Source organism: Stenotrophomonas rhizophila (assembly GCF_020857975.1).
Lineage (GTDB): Bacteria > Pseudomonadota > Gammaproteobacteria > Xanthomonadales > Xanthomonadaceae > Stenotrophomonas > Stenotrophomonas rhizophila_C.
The window spans coordinates 23,514-42,564 of record NZ_JACWUO010000008.1 but is presented as its reverse complement, the minus strand read 5'-3'; the positions used below and the strand labels follow the sequence as shown (position 1 = coordinate 42,564).

Annotated in this window: 14 protein-coding genes and 1 tRNA gene; 9 read left to right on the top strand and 6 right to left on the bottom strand. The window is 69.7% G+C overall.

Features of this window, described 5'->3' with window-relative positions; all coding sequences use genetic code 11:
• Nucleotides 1–11: 11 nt before the first annotated feature.
• Genes IC535_RS09750 through IC535_RS09730 form a run of 5 tightly spaced genes read left to right on the top strand, consistent with a single transcriptional unit; the run spans nucleotide 12 to nucleotide 5,586 of the window.
• Nucleotides 12–1,832: a DUF2341 domain-containing protein gene (locus IC535_RS09750; RefSeq protein ID WP_228886055.1), complete on the top strand. Its 1,821-nt coding sequence runs from the start codon at nucleotides 12–14 to the stop codon at nucleotides 1,830–1,832.
• A 10-nt stretch (nucleotides 1,833–1,842) separates the two neighbouring features.
• Nucleotides 1,843–2,256 carry an ExbD/TolR family protein gene (locus IC535_RS09745; RefSeq protein ID WP_228886054.1) on the top strand — a complete coding sequence of 138 codons (414 nt, stop codon included), beginning with the start codon at nucleotides 1,843–1,845 and terminating at the stop codon, nucleotides 2,254–2,256.
• A 4-nt stretch (nucleotides 2,257–2,260) separates the two neighbouring features.
• Nucleotides 2,261–2,956 (top strand): energy transducer TonB family protein, encoded by a 696-nt coding sequence (locus tag IC535_RS09740; RefSeq protein WP_228886053.1) that lies wholly within the window; start codon nucleotides 2,261–2,263, stop codon nucleotides 2,954–2,956.
• A 55-nt stretch (nucleotides 2,957–3,011) separates the two neighbouring features.
• Nucleotides 3,012–4,745 carry a putative porin gene (locus IC535_RS09735; RefSeq protein WP_228886052.1) on the top strand — a complete coding sequence of 578 codons (1,734 nt, stop codon included), beginning with the start codon at nucleotides 3,012–3,014 and terminating at the stop codon, nucleotides 4,743–4,745.
• Nucleotides 4,746–4,797: 52 nt separating this feature from the next.
• On the top strand, nucleotides 4,798–5,586 hold the full coding sequence (locus IC535_RS09730) for a SapC family protein (RefSeq protein WP_228886051.1): 789 nt from the start codon (nucleotides 4,798–4,800) through the stop codon (nucleotides 5,584–5,586).
• 168 nt (nucleotides 5,587–5,754) lie between these two features.
• On the opposite strand, the gene IC535_RS09725 is transcribed toward IC535_RS09730, so the two are convergent.
• The 3 genes from IC535_RS09725 to IC535_RS09715 form a co-directional block, all read right to left on the bottom strand.
• The gene (locus IC535_RS09725) at nucleotides 5,755–7,626 is read right to left on the bottom strand and encodes an aspartyl protease family protein (RefSeq protein WP_228886050.1); all 1,872 of its coding nucleotides are present in this window, start codon (nucleotides 7,624–7,626) and stop codon (nucleotides 5,755–5,757) included.
• An 81-nt stretch (nucleotides 7,627–7,707) separates the two neighbouring features.
• Nucleotides 7,708–8,862 (bottom strand): AraC family transcriptional regulator, encoded by a 1,155-nt coding sequence (locus IC535_RS09720; protein ID WP_228886049.1) that lies wholly within the window; start codon nucleotides 8,860–8,862, stop codon nucleotides 7,708–7,710.
• Between the two features lie 120 nt (nucleotides 8,863–8,982).
• Nucleotides 8,983–9,059 (bottom strand) — tRNA-Arg (locus tag IC535_RS09715).
• Nucleotides 9,060–9,214: 155 nt separating this feature from the next.
• Between IC535_RS09715 and ubiA the strand changes: the two genes are divergently transcribed.
• Both ubiA and IC535_RS09705 read left to right on the top strand, forming a co-directional pair.
• The gene (gene ubiA / locus IC535_RS09710) at nucleotides 9,215–10,105 is read left to right on the top strand and encodes a 4-hydroxybenzoate octaprenyltransferase (RefSeq protein ID WP_228886048.1); all 891 of its coding nucleotides are present in this window, start codon (nucleotides 9,215–9,217) and stop codon (nucleotides 10,103–10,105) included.
• Between the two features lie 157 nt (nucleotides 10,106–10,262).
• Nucleotides 10,263–11,687 (top strand): short-chain fatty acid transporter, encoded by a 1,425-nt coding sequence (locus IC535_RS09705; RefSeq protein WP_228886047.1) that lies wholly within the window; start codon nucleotides 10,263–10,265, stop codon nucleotides 11,685–11,687.
• A 16-nt stretch (nucleotides 11,688–11,703) separates the two neighbouring features.
• Here the strand turns inward: IC535_RS09705 and IC535_RS09700 are convergent, their stop codons facing one another.
• The 3 genes from IC535_RS09700 to IC535_RS09690 all read right to left on the bottom strand — a co-directional run bounded on the left by IC535_RS09700 (nucleotide 11,704) and on the right by IC535_RS09690 (nucleotide 16,924).
• Nucleotides 11,704–14,556 carry a type I restriction endonuclease gene (locus tag IC535_RS09700; protein ID WP_228886046.1) on the bottom strand — a complete coding sequence of 951 codons (2,853 nt, stop codon included), beginning with the start codon at nucleotides 14,554–14,556 and terminating at the stop codon, nucleotides 11,704–11,706.
• Between the two features lie 254 nt (nucleotides 14,557–14,810).
• Nucleotides 14,811–16,328 (bottom strand): HsdM family class I SAM-dependent methyltransferase, encoded by a 1,518-nt coding sequence (locus IC535_RS09695; protein WP_228886045.1) that lies wholly within the window; start codon nucleotides 16,326–16,328, stop codon nucleotides 14,811–14,813.
• Nucleotides 16,325–16,924 carry a restriction endonuclease subunit S gene (locus tag IC535_RS09690; protein ID WP_228886044.1) on the bottom strand — a complete coding sequence of 200 codons (600 nt, stop codon included), beginning with the start codon at nucleotides 16,922–16,924 and terminating at the stop codon, nucleotides 16,325–16,327. Before IC535_RS09690 ends, IC535_RS09695 begins: the two co-directional genes overlap by 4 nt.
• A gap of 704 nt (nucleotides 16,925–17,628) precedes the next feature.
• Between IC535_RS09690 and IC535_RS09685 the strand changes: the two genes are divergently transcribed.
• Nucleotides 17,629–17,772 carry a hypothetical protein gene (locus IC535_RS09685; protein WP_228886043.1) on the top strand — a complete coding sequence of 48 codons (144 nt, stop codon included), beginning with the start codon at nucleotides 17,629–17,631 and terminating at the stop codon, nucleotides 17,770–17,772.
• A gap of 634 nt (nucleotides 17,773–18,406) precedes the next feature.
• Nucleotides 18,407–19,042, top strand: a complete 636-nt coding sequence (locus IC535_RS09680) for a DUF1629 domain-containing protein (protein WP_228886042.1) — start codon at nucleotides 18,407–18,409, stop codon at nucleotides 19,040–19,042.
• Nucleotides 19,043–19,051 lie beyond the last annotated feature (9 nt).

The window sequence follows — 19,051 nt, the reverse complement described above, 5'->3', positions numbered from 1 at the left end:
AGATACCGTCAATGCAACGCTTTCTTGCCCTGTTGTTGTTCTGCCTGAGCATGTCCACGCTCGGTGTCGCCCACGCCGAAACGGCGTGGTGGCAGGCCGACTGGAAGTACCGCAAGCCGATCACCCTGGACGCCGGCCCCAACGGTGCGGCCCTGGGCGGCAACCTGGGCCGCACCCCCGTGCTGATCCGCCTGCACACCGGCAACTTCGCCTTCGACGGCGTGGCCGAGGGCGGCAACGACCTGCGCTTCATCGGCGCCGACGGACATACCGTGCTCAACCACCAGGTCGAGCAGTACGACGCGGCGCTGGGCATGGCGCTGATCTGGGTCGACCTGCCGGCGCTCAGCGGCACCGCGCCGCAGACGGTCTGGATGTACTACGGCAACCCCGGCGCGCCGGCGGCCGGCAATGGCCAGCGGGTGTTCGACCCGGACTACAGCGCGGTCTACCATTTCGCCGACAGCGGCACCGAAGCGCGCGATACCACCGCCTACGTCAACCCGCTCGGCGGCGAATTCAAGTCGGCCGACGGCGCCATCATCGGCCGCGGCGCGCAGTTGTCTGGCACCCCCTTGCACCTGCCCGGTTCGCCGTCGCTGGCGATCGCCGCCGGCGCCCCGATGACCTTCTCGGCCTGGATCAAGCCCGGCCAGCTTGGCCCGGACCAGGCCATCTACACCCGCCGCGAAGGCGAGGATGTGTTCATCGTCGGGCTGGACAACGGCGTGCCCTACGTGCGCGTCAACCAGCAGCGCAGCCAGCCGGTGCCGGCCCTGAAGGCCGGGCAGTGGGCGCACCTGGCGGTGACCGCCGCCGATGGCGCGGTGGTGCTGCATGTCGGTGGCCGTGAAGCGGTACGTATCGAAGCGCGCCTGCCGGCGTTCGCCGGTGAAGCCCTGCTCGGCGGCGACGCGGCGCCGGCCGCCGCGGCCGGTGCCGTCGCCATCGCGCCGGCGGTGCCGGTGGCCCAGCCGTTCCTGGGCGATATCGACGAAGTGCGCGTGTCCAAGGTGGCCCGTCCGGCCACGCTGCTGCTGGCCGATGCCAGCGCGCAGGGCGCCGAGTCGCGCCTGGTCGCCTTCGGCGAGGACGAACAGTCGGCCGGCGTCAGCCACTTCGGTTTCATCCTCAAGGCGATGCCGGTCGATGCCTGGGTGGTGGTGATCGTGCTGGGCCTGATGCTGCTGCTGTCGTGGGCGATCATGATCGCCAAGAGCCGCTATTTCGGCACCGTGGCCAAGGCCAACGAGGCCTTCACCGCGCAGTACAAGCAGGTGGTCGGCGCGCCGGTGGCCACCCTGCAGGAACGCGACCGCAGCGGCGTGATCAGCGCGCAGATCCGCGACAACGCCACGCTGTGGCGGCTGTACCGCATCGCCATGGACGAAATGGACGGCCGCGGTTCGCACCACCACGGCCTGACCGCCGCGGCGATCACCTCGATCCGCGCCTCGATGGACGCCGAAGTCACCCGCGAAACCGAACGCATGTCCAAGCGCATGAACTGGTTGTCCACCACCATCGAAGGCGCGCCCTACATCGGCCTGTTCGGCACCGTGATCGGCATCATGCTGGTGTTCGCGGTGGCCGCCATGGCCGGTGCGGTGGACATCAACTCGGTCGCCCCGGGCATGGCCGCGGCACTGCTGTGCACCGCCGCCGGCCTGGGCGTGGCGATCCCGGCGCTGTTTGGCTACAACTGGCTGGCCTCGCGCGCCGAGGCGATCGCCGCGGACATGTCGGTGTTCGTCGATGAGTTCACCGCGCGCCTGGCCGAAGAGTTCGACCGCAGCGCACCGGCCGCCGACGCGCGTCCGGTCCAGGCCTGAGGAGACCACCATGGCAAGGGCAAAGCGGTTCGGCATCAAGAAGCGCGAGAAGGGCATCAACGTCACCCCGTTCGTCGACGTGCTGCTGGTGGTGCTGGTGATCTTCATCCTGACCAGCAACGCCACCATCCCCGGGATCGAGGTCAACCTGCCCAAGGCCAGTTCCAGCATGGCGCTGGAAAAGCCCAAGACCAAGGCGATCACGGTGGACAACGCCGGGCAGATCTTCCTGGATGCGTTTCCGGTCAGCCTGGCCGAACTGGAAGACCGCCTGCGCACCGAGAAGGCGCTCAATCCGGATTTCCCGGTGATCGTGCGTGGCGATGCGCAGGTGCAGTACGCCCGCGTGGTCGAAGTGCTCGACCTGCTGCGCCGGATCGAGCTCAACCAGGTCGGCCTGGTCACCGGCAAAGTGCAGGGGTGATGGCGTGAGTCCACTCCCTTCCCCCGCCGCCGGGCGCGTACCGGCGTGGCGACGCTGGTGGCCGCTGGTGGCCGTGGTCGCCGGCCTGGCGCTGCTGGTGCTGGCGCTGTGGTACCTGCTGTTCAAGGACCCGGCCAGCACCCGCCGCCCGGTGGCCGAGGTGCCGATGGTGATGCTGCCGCCACCCCCGCCGCCGCCACCGCCGGAGCCCGAACCCGAACCGGAGGTCAAGCCGGAGGAGCAGGTGATGCCCGAGCCGGAGCCGCTGGACGAGGTGCCCAAGCCCACCGAGGAAGCGCCGACGCCGGAAACCGCCGACCCGGTGACCATGGACGCCGACGCACAGGCCGGCGGCGACAGCTTCGGCATCCAGTCCGGCAGCGGCGGTGGCCGTAGCGGCACCGGTGCCGGCGGTGCCGGCAATGCCAGCTACGGCCGTTACCTGGGCTATGTGCTGCAGCAGGCGGTGGCCCGCGACGACAAGGTGCGGCGCCTGGCCTTCCAGCTGACCGTGAACGTGTGGCTGGACGCCTCCGGCCAACTGACCCGGGTGGAGCTGCTGCGTGGCAGCGGCAACGCCGAGGCCGACGAACGCGTGCTGCAGGCCATCCGCGCGGTCGGCCGCATCGACGAACGCCCGCCGGCCGCGCTGGACTTCCCCGCACGCGTGCTGGTGCAGGGCCGCCGTCCCGGCGCATGAGGCAGCGGCCACGATGACGTTTTCCCTTGAATCTTCCTTTTCTGCGAGCAAGCCGATGACCCGTTCAACCCTTCGTTCCACGCTGCTGGGATTGCGCAGCACCGCCCTGGCCACCGGTGTGGCGCTGTCGCTGTTCGCCGCTGGCGCGCAGGCCCAGGACGCGGCCGGCGAAAGCACCATGATCAAGCTGATCCGCGGCCTGATCGACAGCGGCGCGCTCAAGCCCGAGGCCGGCCAGGCGCTGCTGCTGGAAGCCCAGCGCGAAGCGGCGCGCACGCCCACCGCCGCACCTGCGGCCGGCGCGATCGTCGCCCAGCCCGGCGATGTGCGCGTGCCCTACATCCCGCAGAGCGTGCGCGATGAAATCCGCGATGAGGTCAAGGCCGGCATGATGGCCCAGGCCAAGGCCGAAGGCTGGGCCGCCCCGGACCAGGTGCCGGACTGGACCCAGCGCCTGCGCGTGCAGGGCGATGTGCGCGTACGCAACGAAAGCCGGCTGTACTCCGAGCGCAACAGCGACATCGAAGTGGACTGGGCGCGGATCAACGCCGGCAACGGCTACGACGTCAACGGCAACACCAACCTGGACCTGCCGCCGCTGCGCAACACCCGCCAGGACCGCAACAACTCCTGGCGCATCCGCGCGCGGCTGGGCGTGGTTGCCGAACTGGGCGAGCACACCCGCGCCGGCGTCCGCCTGGCCACCGGCAACGACAACGGCCCGGTCTCCTCCACCCAGACCCTGGGCGGCGGGCTGGCCAAGAAGGACGCCTGGCTGGACCAGGCCTGGCTGTCGTGGGCACCGCTGCAGGGCCTGGACATCATCGGCGGCCGCTTCGGCAACCCGTACTGGTCCAGCGACACGCTGTTCTCCAACGACCTCAACTTCGACGGGCTGGCGATCAAGTACACCCGTCCGCTCGGCGATGACGGCCTGTCGCTGTTCGCCACGCTCGGCCTGACCCCGCTGGAGTATTCCGCCGACAGCTTCCCCAACACCAGCCAGAACAAGATGGGCAGCGAGAACAAGTGGCTCAACGGCCTGCAGGTGGGGGCGAACTGGAGCTTCGGCGACCAGCAGCAGCTGCGCGCGGCGCTGGGCTACTACGACTTCCGCAACATCGCCGGCGAATACTCCCAGCCCTGCGCGTTGTATGCCGGCGCCGATTTCTGCAGCAGCGACTGGTCGCGCCCGGCGTTCATGCAGAAGGGCAACACCTTGATGCTCCTGCGCAACATCGCGCTCAATCCGCTCGACCCGGCCAACACGCCGATGCCGCAGTACGTCGGGCTGGCCTCGGAGTTCGAACTGCTCGACCTCAACCTGTCCTGGGAAACCCCGTTGTTCGACGGCCATGCACTGCGCGTGGAAGGCCATGGCATCAAGAACCTGGCCTACGACCGCAACGCGATGTGGGAACGTGCGCAGGGCGGCATCGTCACCAACCTGGGCGCGGCCGCCAACGGCGTGGCCAGTGCGCAGGACATCGACAGCGGCGACATGGCCTACATGGTCCAGGCCACCTTCGGCCAGCTGGCGCTCAAGCAGGCCGGCGACTGGAACCTGTGGCTGGGCTACAAGCGCCTGGAGGCCGATGCGCTGCCCGATGCCTACAACGATTCCAACTTCCACCTCGGCGGCACCAATGCCAAGGGCTACTACCTGGGTAGTTCGTACATGTTCGACAAGAACGTATGGCTGACCGGGCGCTGGATGGCGGCCAAGCAGGTCAGCGGCGCGCCGCAGTCGATTGATGTGTTCCAGCTTGAAGTCAACGCCGGCTTCTGACCCTGTGGCCGGCGCCGCGGCGCCGGCCTTTCCCTTGCGCGATGGTATTGCGATGAACACTGAAGACACCTTGCACACGGCGCCTGCCGCCGATGAAAACGTGCTGGCCGACACCACCACCGATGCCGGCGGCCCGGCAGCGGGCACGCCGCCGCTATACCGCACGCCGGTGCTGCTGTCGCCGCGCGAGCATGCGCACTGGCGCCTGCTGCCCGGCGATGCCGGCTTTGCCGCGGCCAGCCATGCGGTGCCGCTGGTGGTGGGCGAGTTCGCCGCTGCCGCCCGCGACTACCCGCTGGTCTTCGTCGGTGCCGAGGCCGCGCCGGTGGCGGTGCTTGGCCTGCAGGCCGAGCACAACCGCTTCGTGGTGGCCGACCAGTGGCAGCAGGGCGCATACGTGCCGGCCTATGTGCGCCGCTACCCGTTCGTATTCGCCCGCATCGCCGACCCGGACGGCTATGCCCTGGCCATCGATGCCGACGCGCCGATGCTGCGCACCGACGGCGAGGACGGCCTGCCGTTGTTCGACCCCGATGGCCAGCCGAGCGCGCTGACCCGCCAGGCGCTGCAGTTCTGCGAGGCGTTCACCGGCGATGCCAACGCCAGCCGGGCCTTCAGCGCCGCGCTGGTCGCCGCCGGTGTGCTGGTCGAACGCCAGGCCGATATCGTCCATCCCGACGGCCACCACACCAGCCTGCTCGGTTTCCAGGTGGTCGATGCCGAACGTTTCACCGCGCTGCCCGACGCCACCGTGCTGGCCTGGCACCGCCAAGGCTGGCTGGCGCTGGTGCATTTCCACCTGGCCTCGCTGGCGCGTTTCCCGGACCTGCTCAAGCCCTGACCCCCTCTACCGGGACGCCGGACAGGACACCGACAGGAGGTCGGGGGGCAGGCATCACGCCGGCCCCGCACGCGGCACCAGGCAGGTGGGAAGACCAGCCCGCATGCCGCAGCCCTTGTCCGGCAACCCGACCCTTCCTGTCCCCGCGCCGCACGCCGGCGCGGGGGATCAGCGCGGCCAGTGCGGCGCGATGCGCTCGGCCAGCACCAGCTCGGCCTGCGCCGGCCGGCCATCGCGCGCATAGCCGATCGCCACCGGCGTGCCCACCGGCAAGCTGCGCAGCAGCTCGCGCCACTGGCCCAGGCCGCGCGCGCCGACCGGTTCACCCTGGATCGACAACACCCGGTCGTCCACGCGCAGCTGCGCCTGTGCGGCGGCACTGTCGGCGGCCACGTCGGCAATCCGCAGCACATCGCCCTCGGCCTGCAGCCACAGGCCGCTGCGGTCGAACGGTTCGGGCGCGGCATTGTCTGCGTTCGGGGTGAAGTACATGCGCTTGGCCTGGTAATCCAGCCCCACCGTGAAGCGGCGCAGCAGGCCACCGCCGACCAGCGCGCCGTAGTGGGGCGTGGCCAGCGCGCCCTTGTCGCCGGTCATCAGGTCGCCGGCCAGGCCGGCCACCTCCAGGCTGCCCAGTTGAAGCCGGCCCAGCCGTGCCGGATGCGCGCGGCTGGGGCCGCCGATGCCCCAGCCCAGCACCGTTTCCGCGCCGGCCTGGTACTTGTCCAGCAGGCCATGGGTGCGCACGAACGGGCCGAGCAGGCTCAGTGAATTGCGCGAGCCCGAGTCGACCCACAGCCGCAACGCGATGCCATCGAGCGTGCCGGCCAGCACCGGCGCGCGGTCGTCCTGCTCGAACACCAGCGCCACTGCCCCGGCCGGCGGCTGGTAGCGGGCCGGGTCGGTGAAGGTGAGCACGCGCGCGGCATAGTCGAAGGTGGTGGCGAAGCGGCGGAAGGTTTCATAGCCGATGAAGCCGTCGTAGTGCACGCCCATCGACTGCACCTGCTCGCCCAGGTCGATCACATGGAACACCGGGTGTGGCAGGTGCGCCTGCCCGATACGCAGTTGCCGCCCCTGCGCCATGCCCAGTTCGACCGGGTTGTCGCCGGCACCGTGGATGGCCGACCTGCCGACGCTGGCAAGGCCCAGTCGCCTGGCCGCAGCCGGGGTGAGCAGGTTGATCGCGCCGGTATCCACCAGGAAACGTGCCGGCCGGCCGTTCACCTCGGCATCGACGTAGATATGGTTGTTGACCAGGTCGAAGGGAATCCGGGTCTGCCCCGAGGCGGTGTCCACGTAGGCATCGGTGGGCATCGGCGGCGCGCTGAAGGCGCTGTCGGCCATCGCCGCGTTGACGGTATAGCGCCGCACCTGCAGTTCCCGGCGCAGGCGCGGGTCGTCGTGGCCGGCGCCATCGAGGGTATCGACGGTGATCCGGTGCGGCAGGCGCAGCCCGGCCACCGCGCGGTAGTCGTCCAGCACGGTCACCAGCGACCCCGGCGGCAGCGGCTGCACCAGGCGGTGCAACAGCCCCGAGTCGGCGTCGAACCACAACTCCAGCCGCTCGCCCCCGTCCGGGGTGGCAGCCACCACGTCGTAGCGGCGGCCGGCCAGGATCTGCCGCTGCGCCGCGTCCTGCCGGCCGGCACTGCGCGCCGGGTACCAGTAGGCGCGCGCCGCCAGCCAGGCCTGGCTGCGCGCGCGGCGGCGCGGCACCTGGCCATCGAGCAGGCCCACCTCACCGCTGCGTTCGCGGCGCCAGGGCTGTTGCCCGTCGTAGCCATGGGTGAGGGTGAACGGACCTTGCCGGGTGGTTTCCACGTAGCGGCCACGGCCCAGCTCCTGCTCCAGCCGCCATGCACCGCGCAGGCCGCCGGCGGAGGCCTCGCCCTCGGCCCGCAGGGTGCGCACCGCATCCCAGCGGCTGTCGCCGCTGCCGGCCTTGGCCCGGGCCAGCACCGTTGCCGTGTCCTGCGCCTGCACCGCGCCGGCCGTCATCGCCAGCAGCAGCGCCAGCAGCGTCCATCGGTATCCCATCGCACCGCTCCTTCGCCAGAACCAGCGGTGATGGCAGCAGCAATCGGGTCGACGATCGTCCGGACGTGCAGGATTGGACCTTCAGTGGGCGTGGGTCGCGCCGTCGGCCGGTGCGCGGCGGTACTCGCGCGGGGTGCGCCCGGTCATGCGCTTGAACACGGTATTGAACGTGGACTTGCTGCCGAAGCCGGACGCCAGCGCGATCTCCAGCACGCTGCGCGGATCGTCGGCGTCGGCCAGGCTGGCGGTGGCCGCGGCGATGCGGAAGCCGTTCACGAACTCGGCGAAGTTCTGCCCCAGGCCTTGGTTCAGCGCCTGCGACACATGGTTGGGGGGCCAGCCACTGCGCTGGCTGAGGTAGGCAAGGTCGAAGCCCGGGTCGGCATACAGGCGTTCCACCTGGACCAGCCGGCTCAGTTCGGCGGCGATGTCCCCGCACTGCGCCGGGTCGATCCCGGAGCGCTCATAGCGCGGGCCCACCGCATCCCCCGCCGGCGCGGCATGCGCGTATCGGCCGCCCTGGGCCGGCAGCAGGATGTGCTGGCGCAGGCCGAACCAGGCCAGCAGGTACAGGCCCGCCGTGGTCACCCCGTTCAATGCAACCCCGAACCAGGGCCGGGCCGATGCATCCGGGGCCAGCGGCCAGCGGCCCATCGCGCTGGAGATCCAGCACACCATGATCACCAGCACCAACCCGCGCAGCCATGTCCGGTGGGGCGCGGGCTGGCCGGCCGCCGGCGCTTCAGGCCAGGGCTGTGCCCGCCACGCGTGCCACACCGCCGCCAGCAGGTACGGCGCCCCCTGCAGCAGCCACGCGTGGAAGCTGAGCAGGAACACGGCTGCGCCGGTGGGCGTGGCGTCGAACGGCGCGATCGCGTTCAGCAGTGAAATGCCGAAGGCCGCCGCGGCCGGCAGCAGGTGCCAGCGCAGCGCGCGGTAGCCGGGCCAACGCCCCGGCGTGGTCAACGCCACCGCGTAGCCATACAACAGCGGGCCAAGCAGGTAGACCAGCGGCACCTCGACCACGCGCAGCCAACGCACCGCATCGGCCGACAGCCAGGCCCCGCCACCGAGCAGGAACGTGCCGAACAGATGGGCCAGCGCGAAGCACGCGAAGAAGGCCGTGAGCAAACCGGCCGCGCGCGTGCGCAATCCATATCCCATCGCGGCGGTCAGCGAGGCCAGCCCCAGCACGGCGGCCCCCGCGGCCAGGTTCAGCAGATCCGGTGGCGTCATGGGCGCAGTGTTGATGATGCCGGCAGGGGCGTCCAGCGGCCGGGCAGTGGGCCGAATGCAAACGCCAGCGCACCGCGACACCGGCATGGCGGCGCAGCAGCGGTTCAACACAAGGGGGGATGGTGCGCCCGGAGGGATTCGAACCCCCGACCAATGGCTTCGGAAGCCACTACTCTATCCGGCTGAGCTACGAGCGCGTTGTCCTGCATTTCCCGGGCGCCGGTACCGGCCGCCAGTCGCCTTGGCGGCGCGGGGACGAGCATTCTAGCGGGAAACGCCGCGCAGGTCTGCCCCCCGCTGAATTGCCCTGCACGGCAACGCCGGTTGCCGGCCGTGGCGGTATCCTTGGCGCATGGCTTACGAACGTTTTGACACCCCCGCCGCCGCGCCGTCGCGCTGGGGCCAGTACTGGAAACTGATGCGCGCCGATCGCCCGATCGGCACCCTGCTGCTGCTGTGGCCCACCTGGTGGGCGTTGTGGCTGGCCGCCGGTGGCCAGCCGCCGCTGTGGACCCTGCTGGTGTTCAGCGCCGGGGTGTGGCTGACGCGTTCGGCCGGCTGCGTGATCAACGACTACGCCGACCGCTGGCTGGACCCGCACGTCAAACGCACCAAGGACCGCCCGCTGGCCAGCGGGCGGGTGAGCGGGCGCGAGGCGCTGGTGTTGTTCGCGGTGCTGATGCTGGTGGCCTTCGCGCTGGTGCTGACCCTGAACGCGCTGACCATCGGGCTGAGTTTCGTCGGCATCTTCCTGGCCGCCAGCTACCCCTACCTGAAACGCTACACGCACCTGCCGCAGGTCTACCTGGGCATGGCCTTCGGCTGGGGCATCCCGATGGCGTTCGCGGCGGTGCAGGGCGAAGTGCCGCTGATCGGCTGGCTGCTGTATGCCGCCAACATCCTGTGGTCCACCGCCTACGACACCTGGTATGCCATGGTCGACCGCGACGACGACCTGAAGATGGGCTCCCATTCCACCGCCATCCTGTTCGGCGAGCTGGACCTGGTCATCCAGGGCATCCTGTTCGCCCTGTTCCTCGGCGCGATGGGCCTGGTGGGCCTGCGTGCCGGCCTGGGCACGGCGTACTGGCTGTCGCTGGGCGTGGCCGCGGTGCTGATCGCCTACCAGTTCCTGCTGTGCCGCAAACGCGAGCGCGACCCGTGCTTCAAGGCCTTCCTGCACAACAACTGGGTCGGCGCGACCCTGTTTGCCGGTATCGCCGCGGCGCTGGCGTTCCATTGAGGCCGGTGCCGGGCACGGTCCGGCATCGGTAGTGCCGGCCGCTGGCCGGCTTGGCGATCATTCCCGGGGAGCCGGCCGGCACTACGACCATTGGGCGACTGACACCGCGCCCGCCAGGCGACAGAATCCAACCCATTGAATGACCTGGGAGGGGGCGATGGCCACAGCGACGGCGGTGCACGATGGTTGGATGGCGCGGGCAGCACTGCGCTCGGCGGCCTGGGCGGAAAAATGGTTTCCCGACGCCTATGTGTTCGCCGTGCTCGGCGTGGTCATCGTGGCCGGCGCGGCAATCGGCTTCGGCGCCTCGCCACGGGCCACCGCCAGCGCCTTCGGCGAGGGCTTCTGGAGCCTGATCCCGTTCACCATGCAGATGGCCTTCGTGGTGATCGGCGGCTATGCGCTGGCCACCGCGCCGATCGTGGCGCGCCTGATCGACCAGCTGGCCCGCGTGCCGCGCAGCGGCCGTGGCGCGGTGGTGTATGTGGGCCTGGTCAGCATGCTGGCCTCGCTGCTCAGCTGGGGCTTCTCGCTGGTGTTCGGCGGCCTGCTGGTGCGCGCGCTGGCCCGCCGCGAAGACCTGAAGATGGATTACCGCGCCGCCGGCGCCTCGGCCTACCTGGGCCTGGGCGCGGTATGGGCGATGGGCTTGAGTTCCTCGGCCGCGCAGCTGCAGGCCAACCCGGCCAGCATGCCGCCGGGGCTGGTGGAAATCACCGGCGTGCTGCCCTTCACCGAAACCATCTTCCTGTGGCAGTCGGTGGTGCTCACCGCCGCGCTGATCCTGGTCTCGCTGCTGATCGCCTGGCTGACCGCCCCCGGCCCGGCCACCGCGCGCACTGCCAGCGCGTTCGACGGCGCCGCCCAGGCCGAGCCGCCACCGCTGCAACCACGCACCCGGCCCGGCGAATGGCTGGAATACAGCCCGCTGCTGACCGTGCTGCTGTCGCTGCTGGCCTTCGGCTGGCTGTTCGGCGAGTTCGCCAGCAAGCCGCTGGTCAGTGCGATCGCCAACCTCAACACCTACAACTTCCTGTTCATTTCGCTGGGCCTGCTGCTGCACTGGCGGCCGCGCAGCTTCCTCAATGCCGTGGCCAAGGCGGTACCCAGCACCACCGGCGTGCTGATCCAGTTCCCGCTGTACGGCGGCATCGCGATGATCCTCACCCACGCCACCGGCAGCGGCGATCAAACCCTGGCACACCGGTTGTCCAGCCTGTTCGTGCAGGTGGCCACCACCGACACCTTCGCCCTGGTGATGGGCGTGTACTCGGCGGTGCTGGGCTTCTTCGTGCCCTCCGGCGGCGGCAAGTGGATCATCGAAGCGCCGTATGTGATGCAGGCCGCCAACGAACTGAAGGCCCACCTGGGCTGGGCGGTGCAGGTCTACAACGCCGCCGAGGCGCTGCCCAACCTGATCAACCCGTTCTGGATGCTGCCGCTGCTGGGGGTGCTTGGGCTCAAGGCGCGCGACATCGTCGGCTTCACCTTCATCCAGTTGCTTGTGCATATCCCGCTGGTGCTGGGCCTGCTATGGCTGCTCGGCATGACCCTGACCTATGTGCCGCCGGTGATGCCGTAGGCATTAACTGGGGGGCTCACGCCACCTGCCAGCCGCGGGGGGCCAGTTCGAGCAGCGCCTCCAGCACCGTGCCTGCCATGGTCGGGTCCAGCTCGGCGGCCAGCACCGCCGCCAGCCGTCGGCGCAGGCCGACGGTGAACAGATGCGGCGCGGCCGGCAGGCTGGCATGGGTGGCGGCCACGGCCGCCTCCAACTGCACCGCCAGGGCGATCCGGCCATCCTGCTGCGCCGGCGCCGGTTCGCCCAGCTGCCGGCACAGCACGCCGTAGCAGGCCTGCACCAGCGGCCGCGGCGGCAGCGCCGGCGGCAGGTCCGCTGCGGCATCGGCCTCGATCCGGTCCTGCAGCGCACACAACCCGGCCAGCCGTTCGGCCGCCGCCAGCGGGCCGGCCAGCAGCGCGCGCAGTTGCTGGTCCCAGCGCTGCCAGGCGGCGCGGTCCGCGCCGAACGCCCGCTCCAGCCGGCGCCGCAGCCGGCTGTGCAGCGCATCGGCGTCGCGGCGTGGGCTGGGCGCGTCCAGCGTGCGCAGCACCTGGTAGTCCTCCAGCAGCGGTTCGTGCAGTTCCGGCGCCTGCGCACGCGCCCAGTGCCGGATCCGCACGTCCTCGGCCCGGTAGCCATCGGCATCCTGCGCATCGGCGTTGACCGCATCGCGCAGCAGCGAACAGAAATGCAGGTCGTGGCGGTAGCGCAGGCCGCGTTCGGCCGGCAGGTAGTGGGCCGCCTCGGTGTGCGCGGCGCACAGCGCGGTTTCAAGCTGCTGGCCAAACCCGGTGACGCGCGCGTGCAGCAGTCTCCGCCGTCGCCGGTGCGCATCGCTGTCCCGACCCTGCGGATCCAGCACCCAGCGTGGGCCCAGGTGGTCGCGGCAGGCATGGAAATCATCGCTGGCCGCATGCGGCAGCAGCGCACGCAGCCGGCGGTGCTGCCGCGGCAGCTGTGCGTGGCCGTGCTGCAGCGGTTGCGGGCCCCAGCCATCGAAAGCGGAGGCGTCGGCCAAGGCCGGTGGTGTGTACAGGTCCACCATCAGCGCGCAGTGTTTGTCCGGATGCGGCAGGTTGATCGCTGCCATCCAGCGCAGCAGCGCCGCGCGTGGCAGGGCGCAGTCGATATACAGCACGGCACGGCGCCGGTCGCGTGGCAGCCGGTGCTCCGGGCCGGGCACGATCAGCAATTCGGCTTCCTGCCGCGACGCCTCTGCAGGTAAATCTGCCGCCAGCGCGCAGTGCAGCAGGCCGGCCTGCTCGAACACGCGCAGGTAGTGGCGCGCCTGGGCCATGCCGTCCACCAGCAGCAGCGCGCCCAGGTCGCGTTCGGCCTGCGCGATGCTGTCGCCGAAGTGCAGGCCGATGGTCTCGGCCACACGCAGGCAGCGCGCAGTGGTGGCTGCGGCATCGGCCACATCACCGGCGCCGCTGTGCGTGACGGTGGTTGCCGGCTCGCGTCGCGCTGCATACAGCACCGGGACGATGCTGCCTTCGGCCACCGCCGCGGCGACGGGGCTGGCGAACAGCACGCGGTCGTCGCCGTCGTGCGCGCAGGCCACCGGGGCCTCGTCGATGGTCAGCCATCCGGCGCGCGGCAACTGCCGCCGCGCCCGGCGCAGGCGGGCCGCATCACCGGACCAGAACGTTGCATCGAGCAGCACGATCAGGTCATCGCCGGCATGGCCGCCTTCGCGGCGGCGCAGCCAGCCATGCAGGGTGGCGGCACTGACCGTCAGTTCGCGTTCCTGGCCGGCGCCCATGAACGTGGCCAGCTGCTGCGCAGGCGCGCGTGCGCGGTTGCCTTTGGCCGGTGCCGCGCCGGCCAAAGGCGCTCCCACCACCAGCACACGGCAGTGGCGCAGGGCCGGTTCGCGGCGCAGCGCCTGCAACAGCCAGCCACGCACCTGGCCGGCGCCACTGCCTGCGGCCAGGCACAGTTGCCCGCCCTGGCGGCGGCCGTTGGCGTCCACCCGGCGCAGTTGCGCCAGCCCGGCCTGCACCGCCAGGAACTGCGCGGCACTGGCGATGCGCCGCTGGCCATCGCCACCGCAGTGCACAAAGCCGCGCAGCAGCTGCAACGCCCGCGCCGGCGCGAGCACGCCGGCCAACAGCGGGGCATGCACGCCGCGCAGGTCGGCCGGGTCGCCGCCGCACGGGGCCTGGCGCAAACGTTGCAACGCCGCGCCCGCGCAATCCGGCTCGTGCCAGCGCAGCCAGTCTTCGGCCGGCGTGCCGGGCAGGCCATAGCAGCCACCACGGCGGTCCAACGCCAGCAGCAGCTGTGCCCGCGCATACAGCGGCGCCAGCGTGGCCGACTGCTGGCTGTGCAGGTGTTGTTCGACCGCGCTGGCCAGATCGGCCCAGCGCCGGTGCCGGTCGCGTTCGGCGCAGCTGACCCGCACCAGCGGCAGGCCGTTGACGTAGCCGACCAGTCCGCTCGCCGTAGGTTGTGTCCCGGTGCCGGTGTCGAACGCGTTGGCCTCGGCGATTTCCCAGCAATTGGCCTGCACCTGCGCCCAGTCGATCAGCGCCACCGTGACCGGCACCACCTGCCCATCGGGCAGGGTCTGCAGGGTATCGATGCCGTCCACCAGTTGCCGCTGCCAGGCATGATTGCCGGCCAGCAACCCCTGGCGCAGCGGCGCCGGGGTCAGGTCGGCGACGATCCGCGCGATGCTGTCCGCACTCAACGGCCAGTCCTGGCCCTGCGCCGCAAAGCGTATCGCCTGCAACCGCTGCAGCAGGCGTTGCTGCCGGATGGCGGCGAGGCCGTCAGCGCCGACGGGGCCGCCGTGACCGGGAGCCACGTATTCCCAGCCCAGCCGGCGCAGCCAGCCCAGTGCCGAGCGCCGCACGTTGTGGTTGTCGCGCGCGGCCGTCATCGCGGCATCCCAGCGCTGACCAGCATGGCAAGGTGCACGCGTGCGACCGGCCTGTGGCAGGCAGCATCGGCATCGCAAACGGAAATGAAACGGGCGCGCATGCCCGCAGTCTGCGCGTACTGCAACCGCGCTCGCCGTGTGCACCATTCCGGTTCATGTCATCGGCTGGCCGCAGAGCCGAGAACTTTTGGATCGCAGTTGCGTTCTGGATAGGGAGTGTCGATTGCTCTGCGCTGCCGCACTACGCGCCGTGCTCAGTTCGGCGCGGCCACCTGCCGCTCCAGGGCGCGCAGTTCGGCATCCAGGCCCTGCTCCAGCCTGCCCAGGCGCGCCTTCAATGCGCTGCGTTCCCCGCGCAGTGTGGTCACGGCCGGGCGCTGCGCCGGATCTTTCTCGGCGCTGACATAACGGGCCACGCTGAGGTTGCCGTCTTCGCGGGCCAGCGCTTCGGGGCCGACGCGGCTGGCCAGCCCGGGGACATCGGTGCGTTGCCGGCATACCGCCAGCAGGCGTTCGGCGGCGGCCAGGTCCAGTTTCGGCCCGCGCCGGTGCGCCGGCGCCAGCCGCCGCGCATCCACGAACAGCACCGCCTCGTCGTTGCGCACGCTGCGCAGCACCAGCAGCGCGGTGGCTACCGGCACACCGGCAAACAACCGGTCCGGCAGGCCGATCACGCTCTCCACCAGGTTGGCCTCCAGCAGCCGTTGGCGGATCCGCGCCTCCTCCCCGGCACGGAACAGCACCCCGTGCGGTACCACCATGGCAATGCGGCCGTGCTGCCGGTCCAGCGCCCGCAGCATGTGCTGCAGCAGCGCCAGGTGGCCCCACTGGCGCGGCGGCACGCCGTGGACGTAGCGGTGGAAGGGATCGTGCGCTACCCGTTCCGGCGCCCAGCGCAATGCGAACGGCGGGCGGCACAGGTGCACGTGGAACCGCCGCAGGCCGCCATCGGCGGTGAGCAGGGCGTCATGCAGCAGGGGGTTGCCGGCCCGCACGCCATGGTTGTCTTCACCGTGCAGCAGCAGGCGCAGGCGCGTGCGTGCCCAGCAGGGGTCGTCCTGTTCCTGCCCGTACAGCAGGTGCCGGCGCGCGCCATGCCGGCTGCGCGCCCATTGGCCGGCGGCCAGCAGCAGGCTGCCGTTGTGGCAGGCCAGGTCGCAGATAGTGTCATCCTCGCCGGGGTCCATCAGTGCGGCCATCAGCCAGGCCAGCGCGTCGGGCACGTGCGCCAGCGGTGCGCTGCGCGGCTGCGGCTGGCTGCGCTCGAGCAGCCGGTCCACCGCTTCGCCGATGTCGGCCCGGTACACTCCGCGCAGGCTGCGGAAATCCAGCGCGGGGATGGCCAGCCGGGCCAGCAGCCGCGACAGCGCCAGCTCGCGCCGGTCCGGATCGCGTGGCCAGCCATCGTGCAGGCGCAGCACGTCGAATACTTCGCCCAGCGTTTCCGGGTTGGCGCGCGCCAGCTGTTGCAGGGCGGCCATGATTCGCTGGTCGTTGCCGGGCAGGAAGCGCTGCTGGTGCAGTGGCTCGAACCGCGCCTCGGGCGGCACCACCAGCAGCTGCGCACCGGGCGAGATCGGCGCCCCGGGATCGGGCCCGGCGGTGTCCGGGTCGGTGGCGGCGGCCTCGGTATCGCTGGCGATCTTCAGCATCAGCAGCGCCAGCACCAGGTAGGTGGCCACCTGGCCGTCCTCGACCCCCTCCAGGGTTTCACGCGCGGCGGTCAGCGCGGCCTGGGTGGCGTGCGCACCGGGCAGGCTGGCCGGGTTCATGCCCCACACCCCTCAAGCACCCGTTCTGCCACGGCGGCAATCTCCTGTTGTCGGTTGTGGATCAAGGCTTCCAGGCATTGCCGTTCGGCCTGTGCGGCGCGTGCGATGGCAATCACCCGCTGCTGCTGGGCCAGCGGCGGTACCTGCAGCGGCAACTGCGCCACCACCACCTTGCGCAGGCTCTGCTGGCGCGACCCGGCGGCCTGCTGGCGCAGGTAGGCCTGCGCCGGGCGCTGGTTCAGCTGCCAGGCCAGGAATGCCGGCAGCAGCAGCTCCGGGTTGCCCACGCGCAGCACGTACAGGTGGGGGCTGCATACGGTGAATTGTGGTGGGTCGCGCAACAGCATCGCCATCGGGTGATTGCCGCGTGCGGCCATCAGAACATCCTGATCCTGTACCCAGTGCGGTGCCTTGCGTGGCCGCAATGCGGTGCGCAGCAGCGCCTCGCGCTCCTGCAATCCGGCCACGGCCAGGTTCTTCAACTGGATGACCTGCACCGGCCCGTCGGCAACGGCTGCGATGGCGCCGCGAAACGGATGGCCCTGGCGGATGCTGGCGAGATCGCCAAGGGCGATGATGCGCGTGAGTGCGTTCATGGCGCCACCATGCGTGGCAGGGTGGAGAGGGTCAACCGCGTACAACCGCAGCATTCGCAGTGATGCAGATCAGGTTGGGCCGCATCTGCGGAACTGGGATGCAGCACGCAACGAAACCTTGCTGGCGCGCACTTTGCGGCGGTTGATTCCAGCGATGACATCAACCGCATTTGTGTGTTCGCAAAGATGTGGTCAATCGAGTTGAGCAGGTTGCGCAAACCGGTGATGCGCAGGGCGAGTCGCATGGCACTTCGATTGCTGCAGGGAACACATCGCGCACGTGCGATCTGGCAGCGGCGAACGTGTCGGGAAGCTGCTGGACCGTCCCCGGTACGCTGCCCGATGCAGTCCGTACGACTCGGTGCCACAGCGTTGATGGCGTGGAAATCATGGGAACGTTCCGGATCAGGACGCCGGAACGATACAGCCCGATTCCGGATATCTAAAATCCAGATAATCGGGTGCGCATCAATGGCAGCGTGTTCATTCACCTGACCAGGCATAGCGCGGGATAGGGCATTTGCTCATTCCCATCCGCTCTCAAGCGCTGCGCCTCCCGCCGATGTCGATACGGCAAGGGCCAACGCCATTGGTTGCGTTGTCTTGACGATTTCCTGCGCAAAACGCCACGCCTCGTTAACCTGCCGCTGCACAGGATGTCCCCAACCCCGGCATCCCCGCCGGTGGCCACCCGGAGACCTACCATGACTCAGCAGCGCAAGCAGGATTCCCAGGATCAACGCGGCCAGCAGGAGGGCCGCGGTCGCGACCAGCAGCAGGAACAGCAGCAGGAACAACAGCAGCGCAACCAGAACCAGCAGCAGGGATGGCAGGACGAAGAAGAGTGAGGCCTGCCGGCCATGCGCAATGAAGAGCCCCGCATATCGCGGGGCTTTTCATTGCAGAACCACGTTGTCCGATCGCGACTCGGGACCTACGCTTTCCCATGCGTGCCAGCCATGTGTGGAGGGTGGGCGCGGGTGGGTTGGGTCGCCGGCATTGGAGGGCTAGAGCACACGCGCGGCCTGCGGTTTACAGACGCAGCCGATATCTGAGGCGGGCGCGTGATTTCAGGGAAGAGGTAACGATATGTCGTGTAAAAGATCTATTCTTCAAGACCATCATGCTGCTGCGCCACTACCGGAGCGCGGGCATCCCCGCACCCCAGTCGACTGGTAACAGGTGGCAACATTGGTAACATCGTCAGCGGAAGGCCACCGCCGCTTTGACGGCAGTCTCCGGACGGCCTTGGTCAAGTCCCCGGTCCACCGGAAGTCGCAATTGCCACGCTTTCGCGTCGCCATGCTGCAAGGGCCTGCCCGGTCGATCCACTCGCTTCGTCCAGAACCATGCGCTTGCTCCGGGCGAGACCCGCTGCCACCTGCGCATCTCCCAGTGAAAAGCGCGTGCACTCCCTCCCACGCCGGCTGTAAGCTCATTCCCTACGCGAACACTCCAGGACGGAAAGCGAGAAATGTCCCCATGACGCAAAACAGTCCAAAGCGCGGCGAGTTCTTTCTTCTGCGGCCCGATGCAACCCGTGGCGGTCGGGGGCATGGTGTTGTGTTTGCAAATGAAGATGCGTTGCTAACCCCTCCAAGAATGATCATTCGACCGCGTGAAGGCGGCTTCCCACCGCTCATGGAGAAGCCTCTCCTGATTCACAACCCTAAGGAGGGTGATCCCCCCGAAGACCTGGAAGGCGGAATGAGCGGGTACTGGCTGGTTTCCGAGCGCCTCCAAAGGGTGCTCGCTGCAGTTGACCCGGACGGCTTCGCGTTCAGGGAATGCGACTACCGCCTTGCCGATGGATCAGCAGGCTCGCTCTACTACTTGTGCGATGTGGTGCGCGTACTGGACGCACTGGATGAGCACGCTTCCAAGCTGTTCATTGACTTGAGCGATGAGTTCCCGGCAGGCAAATTCTACGATCTGACTGGTGGAGGCAGCTTGGCATTCCGCAAGGATGTAGTAGGCCAAGCCCATGCATTCAAAACGCCATATTCAGGCCGCCTTGTTTTCTGCGACCGCCTTATGCGTGATGCCATATGGGATGCAGGTATCGGCGGGCCAGCGCAATCGCGCGGCCTATGGTTTGAAGACGCCGCTGACTGCTGAGGAAGTGGC

Coding starts and splice junctions, on each gene's coding strand:
- IC535_RS09750 (WP_228886055.1), top strand. CDS start 12: ATGCAACGCTTTCTTGCCCTGTTGTTGTTCTGCCTGAGCATGTCCACG.
- IC535_RS09745 (WP_228886054.1), top strand. CDS start 1,843: ATGGCAAGGGCAAAGCGGTTCGGCATCAAGAAGCGCGAGAAGGGCATC.
- IC535_RS09735 (WP_228886052.1), top strand. CDS start 3,012: ATGACCCGTTCAACCCTTCGTTCCACGCTGCTGGGATTGCGCAGCACC.
- IC535_RS09730 (WP_228886051.1), top strand. CDS start 4,798: ATGAACACTGAAGACACCTTGCACACGGCGCCTGCCGCCGATGAAAAC.
- IC535_RS09725 (WP_228886050.1), bottom strand. CDS start 7,626: ATGGGATACCGATGGACGCTGCTGGCGCTGCTGCTGGCGATGACGGCC.
- IC535_RS09720 (WP_228886049.1), bottom strand. CDS start 8,862: ATGACGCCACCGGATCTGCTGAACCTGGCCGCGGGGGCCGCCGTGCTG.
- ubiA (WP_228886048.1), top strand. CDS start 9,215: ATGGCTTACGAACGTTTTGACACCCCCGCCGCCGCGCCGTCGCGCTGG.
- IC535_RS09705 (WP_228886047.1), top strand. CDS start 10,263: ATGGCCACAGCGACGGCGGTGCACGATGGTTGGATGGCGCGGGCAGCA.
- IC535_RS09700 (WP_228886046.1), bottom strand. CDS start 14,556: ATGACGGCCGCGCGCGACAACCACAACGTGCGGCGCTCGGCACTGGGC.
- IC535_RS09695 (WP_228886045.1), bottom strand. CDS start 16,328: ATGAACCCGGCCAGCCTGCCCGGTGCGCACGCCACCCAGGCCGCGCTG.
- IC535_RS09690 (WP_228886044.1), bottom strand. CDS start 16,924: ATGAACGCACTCACGCGCATCATCGCCCTTGGCGATCTCGCCAGCATC.
- IC535_RS09685 (WP_228886043.1), top strand. CDS start 17,629: ATGACTCAGCAGCGCAAGCAGGATTCCCAGGATCAACGCGGCCAGCAG.
- IC535_RS09680 (WP_228886042.1), top strand. CDS start 18,407: ATGACGCAAAACAGTCCAAAGCGCGGCGAGTTCTTTCTTCTGCGGCCC.